General features: G+C 38.5%; 13 protein-coding genes and 1 tRNA gene. 11 read left to right on the top strand and 3 right to left on the bottom strand.

Going from position 1 to position 14313, the window contains the following annotated elements; all coding sequences use genetic code 11:
- Positions 1 to 111: 111 nt before the first annotated feature.
- Complete coding sequence (locus BUF11_RS10865) at positions 112 to 696, bottom strand: ECF transporter S component (protein ID WP_073588878.1); 585 nt, start codon at positions 694 to 696, stop codon at positions 112 to 114.
- A gap of 217 nt (positions 697 to 913) precedes the next feature.
- Between BUF11_RS10865 and BUF11_RS10860 the strand changes: the two genes are divergently transcribed.
- A tRNA-Gly gene (locus BUF11_RS10860) sits at positions 914 to 984 on the top strand.
- 232 nt (positions 985 to 1216) lie between these two features.
- On the opposite strand, the gene BUF11_RS10855 is transcribed toward BUF11_RS10860, so the two are convergent.
- Positions 1217 to 2455 (bottom strand): Ig-like domain-containing protein, encoded by a 1239-nt coding sequence (locus BUF11_RS10855; protein ID WP_073588877.1) that lies wholly within the window; start codon positions 2453 to 2455, stop codon positions 1217 to 1219.
- Positions 2456 to 2556: 101 nt separating this feature from the next.
- Positions 2557 to 2754: a hypothetical protein gene (locus BUF11_RS10850; RefSeq protein ID WP_073588876.1), complete on the bottom strand. Its 198-nt coding sequence runs from the start codon at positions 2752 to 2754 to the stop codon at positions 2557 to 2559.
- Between the two features lie 474 nt (positions 2755 to 3228).
- Between BUF11_RS10850 and BUF11_RS10845 the strand changes: the two genes are divergently transcribed.
- The 10 genes from BUF11_RS10845 (at position 3229) to BUF11_RS10800 (ending at position 14236) form a co-directional block, all read left to right on the top strand.
- Positions 3229 to 3909, top strand: a complete 681-nt coding sequence (locus tag BUF11_RS10845; RefSeq protein WP_073588875.1) for a response regulator transcription factor — start codon at positions 3229 to 3231, stop codon at positions 3907 to 3909.
- Entirely contained in the window at positions 3896 to 4954 is a 1059-nt protein-coding gene (locus BUF11_RS10840; protein WP_073588874.1) for a HAMP domain-containing sensor histidine kinase, read from the top strand. The genes BUF11_RS10845 and BUF11_RS10840 overlap by 14 nt, the downstream gene beginning before the upstream one ends.
- A 111-nt stretch (positions 4955 to 5065) precedes the next feature.
- Positions 5066 to 6013, top strand: coding sequence for an ABC transporter ATP-binding protein (locus BUF11_RS10835; RefSeq protein WP_073588873.1), 948 nt, complete (start codon positions 5066 to 5068; stop codon positions 6011 to 6013).
- Entirely contained in the window at positions 6010 to 6828 is an 819-nt protein-coding gene (locus BUF11_RS10830) for an ABC transporter permease (RefSeq protein ID WP_073588872.1), read from the top strand. Before BUF11_RS10835 ends, BUF11_RS10830 begins: the two co-directional genes overlap by 4 nt.
- Before the next feature lie 124 nt (positions 6829 to 6952).
- Positions 6953 to 7489, top strand: a complete 537-nt coding sequence (locus tag BUF11_RS10825) for a flavin reductase family protein (protein ID WP_073588871.1) — start codon at positions 6953 to 6955, stop codon at positions 7487 to 7489.
- A gap of 220 nt (positions 7490 to 7709) precedes the next feature.
- Positions 7710 to 9332, top strand: coding sequence for a tetratricopeptide repeat protein (locus BUF11_RS10820; RefSeq protein WP_073588870.1), 1623 nt, complete (start codon positions 7710 to 7712; stop codon positions 9330 to 9332).
- Between the two features lie 140 nt (positions 9333 to 9472).
- Positions 9473 to 9967 carry a hypothetical protein gene (locus tag BUF11_RS10815; protein WP_073588869.1) on the top strand — a complete coding sequence of 165 codons (495 nt, stop codon included), beginning with the start codon at positions 9473 to 9475 and terminating at the stop codon, positions 9965 to 9967.
- 278 nt (positions 9968 to 10245) lie between these two features.
- Entirely contained in the window at positions 10246 to 11898 is a 1653-nt protein-coding gene (locus BUF11_RS10810; protein ID WP_073588868.1) for a WG repeat-containing protein, read from the top strand.
- 81 nt (positions 11899 to 11979) lie between these two features.
- Positions 11980 to 12507 carry a GNAT family N-acetyltransferase gene (locus BUF11_RS10805; RefSeq protein ID WP_073588867.1) on the top strand — a complete coding sequence of 176 codons (528 nt, stop codon included), beginning with the start codon at positions 11980 to 11982 and terminating at the stop codon, positions 12505 to 12507.
- A gap of 256 nt (positions 12508 to 12763) precedes the next feature.
- Entirely contained in the window at positions 12764 to 14236 is a 1473-nt protein-coding gene (locus BUF11_RS10800) for a DHA2 family efflux MFS transporter permease subunit (protein ID WP_073588866.1), read from the top strand.
- Positions 14237 to 14313 lie beyond the last annotated feature (77 nt).

The raw sequence follows: 14313 nt of genomic DNA, 5'->3' as shown, positions 1-14313 counted from the left end.
ATTATATTCCATGAATTAATTCCGCGATTTATTAGAATAATATAAAAGAAAAACCATGCACCACAGATTTTCCTGTATACATGGTTTTTTATGAAAACAAACGCCTTAATTCTAAAACCTTGCCTCGCTTTTTGAGATTCTTACACTTACCGGGACTGTAACAATCTTCTGAAGCGGCTTCCATATAAAATAAGCAATCGTAAAATCAATCATACTATGAACGATGGTTCCAACGCCTACTAACAGGATTACAGTAAAAAGATATCCTTTGTTATAATATAAATCAGTCAAATTATTTCCCCAGTAAAAGAATGTAACCACTGCAACCTCACAAACAGCATGGATAGCTGCTGTAAGCAGACCGAATAAAGTGAATCCCGCCACTGTATTTAAAAGGTTTTTATTCTTCTTAAGTATAATGGCTCCAACAATTGCAAATACAACATGGGATAATGCCCTTAGTACAACAACTATCGGAAAGATTCCCGCCATTAAAAACCCGATAGTAGTAATGATGGCTACTGCAACTGCTATATAAGGTGAGATGAACATTGCAATGAAAATAGGCACATGGCTTGCCAATGTATAGGATGCCGGCTCCAGTACAAATTTCGGTGCAAACATCGGTATCAGAATTGCAATGGCTGAAAGCAAAGCAGCAATTGTCATAGTTTGTACGGAATTCTTTGTGTTCATATTTGATTCCCCCGTTTCATTTATTTTGTGAAACACGTACAGGTTCTTATTTATCAGCATGCTATCAAGCCAGTTGTCTTGTCACCTGTAATTGCTGTTAGTGTATAGTATTACGGGGATGATGTCAAGAAGAAATTCCTGTCAAGTAATTTATTTATATTTTTAAGTTGAAAATTCCTTTATGTGGATTTATAATAGTAGTACGTTCCAACCATATGCGGATATGGTTCACTGGCAGAATGCGAGCTTCCCAAGCTTGAGACGCGGGTTCGATTCCCGTTATCCGCTTAACTATTTTTATTACTTTTGCCTGTATTCATGCGGTCTACATGAATACAGGCCTTCTTCATTTTTTGAGTACGATTGAGTACATCATTAATCAATCTCACACGTATGTGTACGCCCATCCTTATCGCAGAAGATAAACCCGGCATCTTTATAGCTATGATTTTCATTGATTGATTCTACGGTATTTAACAGGTTAATGTCATAATCATTGATTGGTAAAAACCGGTCTGTATTATTTAACAATTATAATGCAAGTTTTTTTTAATTTGCTACCGTCAGTTGCCGTGGCTGAAATAGTTGCTGTTCCTTTGCCAATGGCTTTTACTTTACCATTTTTGTCTACGGCTGCAACCTTTGTGTTGGATGATTTCCAAGTCACGGTCTTTGCCGTAGCATTTGCAGGGGCTGTCGTTGCCTTTAAAACGTATGTTTTTCCTTTGGCTAAGGAGAGTGAAGTATTGTTTAGAGTAATTCCAGTTACTTTAACAGTAGTAGTCATAGCAAGGATTTGTGCTGTTTGGTCAGGTCTGTTAATCCGGTCGGTACCAGCTATAAAAAGATTTTTGTCGGATAAACCATATTTTTTGACTAGCGAATCATATACCGACTTGGAGATTTTTTTCTTGTTCTGATAATAGTCAGGATTCTCAGGGTCGTTATTATAATCCTTTAAAAAATAAGATGATTCCATCACTTTTCCGTTTTTAATTTTTAGGATATGATACTCTTTTGTCATATCATAACTGTAATCTATCAAATTGTTATTTGATGAAAAAAACATATTTCCCTGTGCATATGTTTTGTCATATGTACGAAGTTTTTCCTTGTAAAAGTAAAAGAACCGACAGGTTTTGGCTCCGTCTTCACGTCCTTTTTCGGCGACCATTTCTTTGATACCATCACCATTTATATCGGACAGGTAAGCGGCGGTGAAACCTTTCGCATCCTTGAAATAGTCACTTAATGCTGTAGCGTATGGATGTGGTTTGGCAGCAGTCTTTGAATTAGGTAATGCAACAAATTTGAAATCGTTTTTGTTTGCATAAATTTGTGCTTGTGAACCAGCTGTACCTTTAATCACAAATTCTTTCATAGGTGAATGAAATTGTCCGTCACGCTCATAACCGAGCGCATACTTACCAATGGAAGTTACTGAACTGGGAACTACAACACTATCTAATGAAGAACATCCCCAAAAAGCTTCTTCGTCTATTTTTTTTACGCTGTTAGGGATGGATACCGATGTTATCTCATAGTGACTATAGAATGCACCTTTTCCAATTTCGGTTACCCCGTTTGGTATGATGACGTTTTCCGGCCCTGGGCTTCCAAATTCGTCACCGTAATAAACTAAAACACCATCCTGAATGTTAAAGTCACCTGTCGCCGCTTTTGCCGGCAAAGTAAACGTTGGAGCAATCCCCAAAACCATACATAGTGCCACTACTATTGATAAAACTTTCTTCTTCATAATAATTACGCCTCCAAAAAATATTTAATAAATGCCGAACAACAAAGTGAAACAGCTTGTCACTATGACAACTACCAACAAGTGTAATTAAAGAGAGTTTTTCAATGGACTCCTACTCTACATGATTTACATGAAGTTACATTACCATATTGATCAAATGTGTATTTATAAATACTTACATGGGGAATACCTTTACAAGCAGCCCTTGCCTCTTTTAATGTTGCATACGCCATATGTTCACGATAGTTCAAGTCAGGTCTGATTACATCCTGATGAACACAATAAGGTTTCTTTGCCATCTACTATACCTCCACTTATTTTATTTAGCTATAATGAAACTTCCTTCCCAAATTTAACCATAATATCTGCATTTGGATGGAGTTCCCCTCATGATAGGTTCCTTTCTGAAATGTATAATGTGCTTAAACTACGGCTGGTATTAGCATTACTTAATGGCAAAACTCATTTCGGCTATATTGCCGGCCTTATCAGTAACTTTTACAGCGTATGTCCCAGCCTCTCCATTCATTAACTTTATTAAGCTACTAAAATGCGTTTTTTGGGTTTAATAATACCATTTATTGGGTCGATTTACAATACATAATAGGGGATTTTATCGCAGGGTTATAATTGCCAAAAAATAAATTATGTTATAGCATACAATAAAAGCGGACATATTTTAATTCCATATTCGTATATCACATCTCCATACCTTTCGTTTAACTTGCGTTTACATTTATATTTTACAATTGAATAAAGGAAGGCGGCTTTTTATGACCAATATAATGATTATAGATGATGACCCGTATATTCGGGAACTTGAGAGAACATTGCTTAGAAATGAAGACTATACCATTTATGAAGCCAGCAATGGACGTGATGCGCTGCAACAGTTGAAAGAAAACAAAATAGACTTATGTGTACTTGATATAATGATGCCTGAAATGGATGGCTATGAATTTTGCCGCCTTGCCCGTAAATATTATCAGGATTTACCGATTTTGATGCTTACCGCTAAAGGGGATTTAAGTCAAAAAGTGAAGGGCTTTGAATCGGGGGCAGATGATTATTTAACAAAACCATTTGAGGGAATTGAACTTATTGTACGTGTTAAGGCATTACTAAGACGCTACAAAATAGTTTACGTTGTAGAAATTGGTACTCTTATCCTTGATAAATCCAGCCACGCGATAACCTGTAACGGAGAGCAGAGTGACATCCCTATGAAAGAGTTTGAACTTTTGTATAAGCTTGGGTCTATGGCTGGAAAAACACTTACAAGAGACCAGCTTATTGAAGACATTTGGGGTTATGATTTTGAAGGTAACGAGCGGACACTGGATGTTCATATTAACCGCCTGCGTGAACGATTTCCCAGTGAAAAATACAAATTTAAGATATCGACCATTAGGGGATTAGGTTATCGCTTGGAGGTGCTCCATGAGCCAACATAAAAAGAACCAAGGATTTCGTATTGCTGGCAGCATACTTATTTCTATGATTGCATTCAGTTTTTGTTTTTGGCTTTCTTATCTGTTAACAAACTTTATCTATAGGTATACCGGAACACCAGCCAAACCATGGACTTATATTCTAACTGGTATCTTAGGTCTGTACATTTTTGCAGCCGGTGTAAAAATTATTGTTGATGCCAACAGCAAAAAATTCAAACACTTTGGACGTGATCAAATAATAGAAGAAGCTCTCGATGCCATGAAGCGGATTACTCAAGGTGATTTTTCCGTAGTAATGAAAGTAGAAAAGCATGACCCCTTTTCAGAGCTTGCCGAAACTATCAATAAAATGGCTCATGGACTTGGAACAATGGAAAATTTGCGGCAAGACTTTATTGCCAATGTTTCTCATGAAATACAATCACCTCTCACATCGATCTCCGGGTTCGCTGAATTGCTTCGCAATAACTCTATCATCGCCGAAGAGAGGGTGCATTATATCGACATAATAGAGGCTGAAAGTAAACGCCTTTCAAAGCTAAGTGACAATTTGCTTAAATTGTCTTCCCTGGACGCAAATGCAACACCGCTCTCCTTTTCTAAGTTTAGGCTGGACAAGCAAATACAAAACTCTCTCTTAATGCTCGAACCGCAATGGTCTGAAAAGAACCTGGACATCTCATTAGAACTTGAGGCAGTCTATGTGTTTGGAGATAAAAATTTAATGGCACAGGTATGGATAAATTTACTTCACAATGCTATAAAGTTTACTCCCAATGGAGGCACTATTACTATTACAACCTCCAATGGAGATTACGAGGTGGTCTGTCGTATTGCTGATAATGGAATTGGAATTTCAGACGAAGATAAACTCCATATCTTTGAGCGTTTCTATAAGGTTGATAAAGCCCGGGACCGAAATTTGGGCGGAAACGGTCTTGGCTTATCCCTTGTAAAAAAGATTGTAGAGCTTCATAAAGGAACAATCCATGTTGAAAGCGAAGTCGGGGCCGGAACTATATTTAGTATAAAGTTACCCAAATAATTCACTGTGTTTACATTCCGTTTAACTTGTGTTTAACCTCTGTTTAATTAACAGCTATATGATATGGTTGTTGATTAAACAGAGGTTAATTTGTTAAAGGAGAAAATAAGTATGGAAAAAATGATTCATGTAGAAAATTTAGTAAAACAATACGATAGAGCCAAAACACCATCCGTTAAGGGAATCAACTTTGATGTAAAAGAAGGTGAATTTTTTGCTTTCCTGGGGCCAAACGGTGCAGGTAAAACAACCACAATTTCAATACTGACCACCACACTGTCCAAAACATCCGGGAATGTGACTATCGCCGGTTCAGATATTGATAAGGAAGCTAAGCATGTGCGAGAGAACGTGGGTATTATTTTTCAGCAGCCGAGCCTTGACCCACAACTTTCAGCAGAAGAAAACATCCGGTTTCATGCCTGTCTATATGGCATGTATACCTATCGCCCAACTTTTAAAATGATGCCAAAAGAATATCGCAAGCGAGTTTTAGAGCTTGCCGAAATCATTGGCATACAAGATGCTTTATTCAAGCCCATTAAAAAGCTTTCAGGTGGAATGCAGCGTAAATTTGAAATTATCCGCAGCCTGATCCATACACCCAAAATTTTGTTTCTTGACGAACCGACACAGGGCTTAGATGCCGTAAGCAGACGCGGGTTATGGGACTATCTTAATACTGTCAGACGTGAGAATGGAACTACCGTATTTTTAACGACCCACTATATTGATGAAGCTGAGCATGTGGACAGAGTTTGCATTATTAATCAAGGACTAATAGCCTTCAATGGGACTCCTGATTTAATGAAGCAAAACTTACTGAAACAAGAGGTTATTTTAGATTCTGATAACCGCTTGGCTCTTACAAATGAATTAACTGCTATGGGAATGAATCATCGCGTCGAAGATCATGTCATAGTACCTTATCAGGATATAACGGCACAAGAGATTATAGCAAAATTAAAAACAAAACTAACACTTCTTAAAATGCAGGAACCAACACTTGAAGATGCTTATATAGAATATTTATTAAGAACAGGAGGAGAAACAGTATGAATGAAATAACATTAAAAAAGCCGGTTCCAAAACCTTTAAGAGAAGTGAACGTAGTAATCACAATATTGGCACGTGATATCACCTTGTTTTTCAAATCACCGGGTATGCTTATTATGAGCCTTGGTATGCCATTAATTATGATGGGCATGCTTGGGGGGAGCCTTTCTCAGAACATGGCCGGAGGGCTTGGTTTTGATTATAATCAATACATGTTAATTGGTATGCTTGTTAATATGTTGTTTATGACGACAGCTTCTGGTGTTTCATCCTTAGTTGAAGACCATGTGACCGATTTCACCCAGGAAATGATGATTTCACCCATATCCCGCTATTCTATTGTTATAGGAAAGATTCTTGGCTCCTCTTTTGGTGCAATTGTTGGAATGCTGGGAACAATAATAATAGGGCTCTTTATGGGTATTTCCCTGACAATCGGGCAATATTTATTAATATTTTTGTTAGCTCCGCTAATGTGTTTATCTGCTGGTGCATTGGCCATGATAGTCATTGGACTTATAAAAAGCAACAAAATGGCAAACATGGCAGTTATGCTTATCACGATGCCGCAAATGTTTCTTTCAGGTGCAATTATTCCAATAAATAATTCCTCAGGTATTTTATATTTATTATCCCGCATAATGCCAATGACCTATTGCCTTGATCTTACCCGCGCCGTGGTTTATTCCGGAACTTCAGAATATGCTAATGTAGTGTTGTTCAACCCTTTGGTTAGTCTGTTTATAATTATTTCTCTTACGATTGTTTTTCTGGTTATCGGCACCTTCTTCTTTGCACGGAGCGAGAAAAACCGATAGTCAATATAATAATTACAAATTAATACTTTCCTTTTGGATAGTATCTTACTAAAAAGTGCATACTTGTTGTTAAATTTTCATTAACTTATCATATAGGTAGCGAAATTTCAAGGAGGACAGTACTATGAAGAAGGAAATTAAAGTATTCGATTATGCCAGTGAAATTATGAAAGCGGTGGAAACAGGTGTTTTACTGACTACAAAAACAGATGATAAAGTGAATTCTATGACTATTTCCTGGGGTACACTGGGAATTGAATGGTCAAAACCGATATTTACCGTTTTTGTCAGAGAAAACCGCTTTACAAAACATCAGCTTGAAGAAAATTCTGAATTCACAATAAATATACCATATGGAGCCTTTGACAAAAAGATATTAGGTTTTTGCGGAACAAAATCCGGCCGTGACACTGATAAAATCAAAGAACTTAATCTGACACTGGAAACACCTGATAAAGTGTCCGTTCCCGCTATTAAGGAATTACCACTGACACTTGAGTGCAAGGTAGTATACAAACAAAAACAGGATGAGGAAAAGATCACAGAAGAAAACAGAAAGGCTTTTTATCCCCAGGAGGTTGACAGCTTCTACCATGGTGCCAACAAGGATTATCATACCATTTTTTGCGGAGAGATTGTCAGTGCCTATATCATCGAATAAATAATTTGTGTTTATGTACCGTTAAGAGAATCCTTTTTGCAGTATGCAGGGCTGTCTAAAATCAAACAGCCCTATTTTTATGCTCACTTTTATTTCTATGATGGTTTTTTCCTTATGACTGTTGTATAATGCTACTGCAATAGCACGTGTTATGCTATCTGTCTGCTCTCCTGCATGTTTTATCCGGGAAGCAATATCTGATACTGAAAGGGGAATTATCTTGGCAGAAAAGGCAAGAAAATATATGATAAAAAGAGGCAGAAAACCAGAAACTTCAGAGAATTCTGCAAACATACTGGAAAGCCAAAAACCTCTATCCCAATCCCTCGTATGGAAGCTTCAGACCGACTTCTATGCAAGCCAAGGTCCAAAAGCCTGGAGTAAAGGAATTGTACCTCAATATATAACTACAAACCCTTACATTGCAAACCTGTATGCCAAAACCGTATTTGGTTATTGCAGAGATATCTCTGCCAATGCAGATTTTGATAAAAGTACTACCATCTATATAATGGAGCTTGCCGCCGGAGTCGGCCGGTTTACCTATACCTTTCTTAAGAGATTTCTATATATGCTTGAAAATTCATCCCTAAAGGGGTTAAGGTTCAAATATATCATAACAGATCTTGCCGAAAGAAACGTAGAATACTGGCTAAACCATAGTTATCTTAGGCCTTATTTTGAAAATGGGGTACTTGACTGTGCATCCTTTGACATGACAAAGGATGAAGAGTTACAGCTAAGAAACAGCGGTGAAGTTCTAAGGGCCGGCAACCTTAGAAACCCTCTGATTTTATTCGCCAATTATACTTTTGACACTCTTCCGCAAGATACCTTCTATGTAAACAAAGGAACGCTTTTTGAAGGCCTGATTACGGTTACTTCTGGAAGCGGACAGCCTGATTCAGAGGATAAATCCATTCTGGCAGGCTTGGATTATTACTATACAGACAGACCACTACAGGACAGCCGTTATTACGAAGACAATACTATGAATGATATTCTCCTATACTACAAAGATTGTTTGGAGGATACCGCCTTTTCCCTGCCGGTAATTGCTTTGCAGTGTATCAATAGACTAAAAAACCTGTTTGGCGATGATATCGTTCTGATTTCCTCCGATAAAGGATATCGAAATGCAGAGTCAATGCACAAAAATTATCATCCTTATTTATCAAAGCATGGCTCCATATCCCTGACGGTTAATTTTCACGCTCTGGAATTATATTTTAAGAGCCTTGGTGGAAAAGCAATTCACAGTATATATGAACATGAAAATGTAACTACTTCTTTGTTTTTGCTAAGTCAGCATTCACATGAATTTTCAGAAACTGAAATGGCCTTTCGCGAGATTATCGAAAGCATAGGTCCTGATGATTTTTACACCATAAAAAAGGCAGTTGTACCTCTTCATAAGTCTCTCACCACCAAAGAATTGCTGACCTTTCTAAGATATACTGTTTGGGATGCAAGAACCTTTATTGAATTCTATAATACGTTGCTTGAAAGAATAGCTGACGAGGAGGATTTTCCGGCGGAAGAGCTGATTTCCGTAATATATAAGGTATGGGAGTATTATTTCCCTATCGGGGAAGAGGGAAATTTACTTTATTGTTTAGGTTCCTTATTAGCCTATTTTGGCTATGATGAGGATGCTATCAGGCTTTTTAAATCTTCCTTGGAATTTTACGGCGAAGATGCCGGGGTAAATTATGAAATAGCGCTATGTCACTACAATCTGCAAGAGTTTAAGAAAGCCATGGAGTACATTGAAAAGTCACTTCTTTCAGACCCTGGCTTTGAAGAGAGCAAACAGTTAAAAAGCCTGATTGAAGAGCTGTAAATGATAAAGCCCAAGTTCCCCAAGCTTGTGTTGCTAAGAACTAATTTAAACTGCCGTGACTTTTATTAAATCATGACATATAGCTGTCGCAGTACCGGACTATAATATACTTATATATAAGCAATAGAACGGAGGAAAAAATGAGCGGTTTTACGAATGCATTAATAAGCAATAATAGAAATGAAGACATTCCAGCAGAGGACGATCTTTTTGGTATGCTGATAGGTGAATGGGATTTTGAATGGGTTGATAACAATCAAAAGAGAAAAGTACAGGGAGAATGGATATTTTCCCGGGTACTGGAAGGTCGGGCAATTCAGGATGTTTTTATCTGTCCTTCCAGATTTACGAGAGAAGCAAATCCACAACCGGATGGTGAATATGGCACTACACTTCGAATTTATAATCCCCGGACAACAAGATGGGATGTCTCTTACGGATGTACAGGGTATATTACCCGCCTTGAAGCCAGGCGGGAGGGAGAGAAGATTGTCCTTACCAATATTAACAATCAAAATGAAAAATGGGTTTTTTCAGAAATTACGGATATATCCTTTCATTGGCAAAACGTACATGTGGAAAAAGACGGAATCTGGCATATCAATGCCGAACTGTATGCCACTCGAATAAAATGACTCCCCGCACCGTATTGCACTTTTATACTCCTTACGGGAACCACTTAATAAATACATTACAAAATCAAACACAGCAAGTCCACCAAAACAAAGGCTTTCTATATTTCTTCTTAAAAATCCCTCTGCAGACAGACCCTTTTTTGTTCATTTTCCGTAAACAACATTTAATAACTTTCATACAAACGTAACGTGCATTTCTTTGCAGAAGAGATATAATAGACTTGTTAACAGGGAAGATCTTCATAAGATAAGAAAAAGTGAATTGGGAGGAAATAAAAGTGAAATTGGAAATTGGCCTTAGAAAGGCCGCCTTATTAGGAATTGTATGTTTGTCTGTTGTATTTTGCAATACAGGCAGTATAAAAGAAGCGAATGCATCCACCGCTAATCCGGAGAGCTCTCTCGCCGCCGCAAATAACACTTTATCGGAGAAAAACTCCAATCTGTATCCAATGCATGCCATAACAAATGGCAACGACCTTTATGGCTTTGTTGACCAGACAGGCTCTATCGTGATAAAACCTTCCTATACCTGGGCAGGAAATTTCTCGGATGGTCTGGCCGTTGTATATCAGGATGGAACCTATCTTGCAATCAACACAAAGGGAAAAGTCATCTTAAAAACCTCGAATTATGTCAATGATTTTCATAATGGTCTGGCTTCTTTCACCGATACCAAGACCTACAAAAACGGATATATCAATAACAAGGGTAAGATTGTCATTAAAGCCAGCTATAATTTTGCCAGCGACTTTGGTAAGGATCATACCGCAATCGTATCAAAATCAGGTAAATTCTACCGCATCAACAGCGAAGGGAAGATTCTAAAAACCTATCCCTTAAATATCAAAAATTATTATGGTGTAACCGGTGATGGTTATATTACTTATACCGATTCCAAGACTTTTCTTGAGGGTGTCAAGGATCTTAACGGAAAGACCATACTAAAAGCAAGTTACAGTGATGCTACATACCTTGGAAATGGGTTATTCGGCGTCAAAAAGAAGCTTCCTGACGGGGAAGGTTATCTTACCGGTGTTATGCCCTCTGCCCTCTTTGATAAGAACGGAAAACAGCTGACCTCCTATAAATATTACGATCTTAGTGTTTATACGAATCAATATGCTTCCTGCACTGACAGTAAATACACCTATCTGATCGATACAAAGGGAAATAAAGTCTCCTCCTTTCCAAAACAGGAAGGCCGCGGAACGCTGACTGTTCTGGGTAATGTAGTTCAGGCAAATATTGATAATACTCTTTACTATCTTAAGATGGACGGAACCCTTATTTGGAAAGGTGCGGAGGCAACGGCACTTTCTTCCGGCATCACCGTCCACTCCGTAAAGGTTAAACCGAACAAATATGTCGCAATCTATTATCCAAAACTGGAAGGCTTAAGTGACTTAAGTACTCAAAAGAAAATTAACGATAAGCTGGAAGGCCTGTTTACTGCTGACCGGATGAAGCTTACGGAAAAGGATGCACTGATGGTTGATGACAACTTCTCAGTAGATCAGCTCAAGGACCTCTTAGTCATCTGCAGGACCGGATATGACTTTCCCTTTGGAGCCGCTCATGGTACCCCCATCCGCCTTTACTACTTTATAGACACCAAAACCGGCACATTCTATCAGTTTAAGGACCTCTTCAAGAAGGACAGTAATTATGTCAAGGCTCTGGATAATATTGTGCGTAAAAAAATGAAAGCACAGGAGACGGCAGATGGCAGTTTCTATTTTACCTCTGACAGCACCTATGTTACAGAGAGCCAGTTCTTTGACCTTAGTAATGATACACTAACGGTTTATTTTGATTCCGGTGCCATTGCTCCCTATGCCGCAGGCTTTCCGCAATTTGAAATTCCATTTTCCGATATCACGAATTTGATTGATAAGGACGGTGCTTTCTGGAAATCCTTCCATCAATAAGTTCCTGAAAGGTTCTTTATTTTAAAATAATATAATTGTATATAAAATGTTTACATTTTGATATTCACGAAGGGGATTAATATGAAATACATAGAATTAAAAGCAAATGAAATTGATAGAGAACTTTTTTCACATTTCATACGCCGTCAGTCTGTAACCCAATGCTGGCGTAAAATTGATGGTAAGTGGTGTATTAAAGATGCTCCCTTTACGGATGACTGGACGGAAGACGAATATAATGAATTGATTGCCTGTTTAAAAAATACCATAACTACAGGCGGTTTTGTATTGGGAGCATTTTCAGACGGAACGTTAAAAGGCTTTGTTTCTGTAGAGCCTGCTTTATTTGGAAAAAACAAAGAATACCTTGACTTATCCAGCATCCACATTTCTGAAGATATGCGCGGAAGAGGGATTGGGAAGGAATTATTTCAACTGGCAAAGGTTTGGGCAAAGGAACATGGCGCGAAAAAATTATATATCTCGGCTCATTCTGCGGTAGAAAGCCAGGCATTCTATCGTGCAATGGGCTGCGTTGAAGCTTTCGAATACAACCAATGCCATGTGGAAAAGGAGCCGTATGACTGCCAGTTAGAGTGCCTATTGTAAACTTTGTTATAGCTATATTCATAGCTCTGTTTATTACAATCGTAATTAACATTATGAATGACAAAGAAATAGATTTAAGAAACCAATAAAGGACATTGTTTCCTGCCATCTAAAAAATATAAAAAGTACTTGCAAAATTTCTCTAATATATTGTAAAATGAAAAACATAACGAGCGGTTTGATAACGTAAGTCCAGTTATCTCAAACCCGCTCGTTTTTTTTGCGCAAATTTATGACAAGGAGAATATGAAGCCATATGACCAGTAAAAAAGCTAAGGCTCCCAGCAAGCAGCTAAATCCTGCAGCGATACAAAGTATCCTGGTATTTAGTGCCTTTGTGGGACTATTCAACGAAACGATTCTAAATGTATCTTTAAATACCTTAATGGAGGAGATGCATGTCACAGGGGGTACCATACAATGGATTGTAACGGCATATATGATTATTGTAGCTGTCATGGTTCCCATTACAGCCTTCCTGATCCAGACCTTTGAAATCAAGAAGCTTTATCTTGGCGCCATGGCTGTACTCCTCATGGGAACTACTCTGGCAGCCTGCTCTGATTCCTTCCTCCTGCTGCTGTTTTCCAGAATGATTCAGGCCTTTGGCACCGGTATGATGGTGTCCATTATGATGACAATTGTTCTGCTGATTACACCCCGAAAAAAACACGGCACTGCTATGGGCATATGCTCCTGCGCCATTCAACTGGGTCCGGCACTGGGACCTACCGTTTCAGGCTTGGTATTAAACTATTTTCACTGGCATGTTCTATTCCTTATGCTGATTCCCATAATCCTTCTTCTAATGGTGCTTGGCCTTGTTTATCTGGCAGACGTAACAACTCTGACAAAGCCAAGGATTGATATCCTCTCCATCCTGCTTTCAACCATTGGTGTCGGCGGCATTATATACGGATTAAATGCCTTTAGCAGTAAGGAAAATCTTACAGTGGCTGTTTCTGCCTTTCTTGCAGGTATTCTGGCACTTCTTCTGTTTGGAAAGCGTCAGTTGACCTTAAAAGAACCCATGCTTGAAATCCGTACCTTTAAAAATTCCGCCTTTTCCATAGGGGCAGTCCTTGTCATGATATCCATGATGACAGTATTCACTATGAATATCATGCTTCCCATGTATCTGCAGGGAGCATTGAAAACAACTGTTTTCCTATCCGCTCTTGCTATTCTCCCTGCAACCTTGATAAATGGCGGTATGTCTCTTCTAAGCGGGCGGCTGTATGATAAAATCGGAGCTAAAAATCTGATACCCGCAGGTTTTTTCATTATTCTTACAGCCCTTTTCTTTTTATCGAGAGTAACGGCTGGGACTGCACTCATTATGATTATCCTCCTTTATATTGCCGTCTGCATCGGAATTGGCAGCACCCTCTCCCCCTCCCAGACCAATGCCCTTAGTAACCTGCAAAAGACCTCTTATCCTCACGGTGTGGCAATCTTAAATACTCTCCAGCAGATTGCAGCAGCAATAGGCTCTTCCCTGTTTCTAAGCATTATGTCTACCTCCCAGGCAAATGCCTTGAAAAAAGGAATTTTAGCAGAAACTGCAGCGGCAACAGGCTTTACATCCGCACTGTTTGTTATGCTCTTATTTATACTGACCGGATTCTGCTTATCTCTCACAGTGATGCGAAAGCATAACGCTCTGCCTTCCTGCCCTGATGATTCAAAGAAGACGGAAGGGTTAGATATACAGGAAGAAACTATCTGATATTTTCTAGAAGGCTGTTTCGTGACCTGGTAAATATTATGCCCTGAACGAAACAGCCTCTGATTTTTTAAGACTCT

The sequence above is a fragment of the Anaerocolumna xylanovorans DSM 12503 genome, assembly GCF_900143645.1.
Taxonomy (GTDB): domain Bacteria; phylum Bacillota; class Clostridia; order Lachnospirales; family Lachnospiraceae; genus Anaerocolumna; species Anaerocolumna xylanovorans.
Note: the sequence above shows the minus strand (reverse complement) of the source record. Positions and strands in the feature narration are given on the sequence as shown.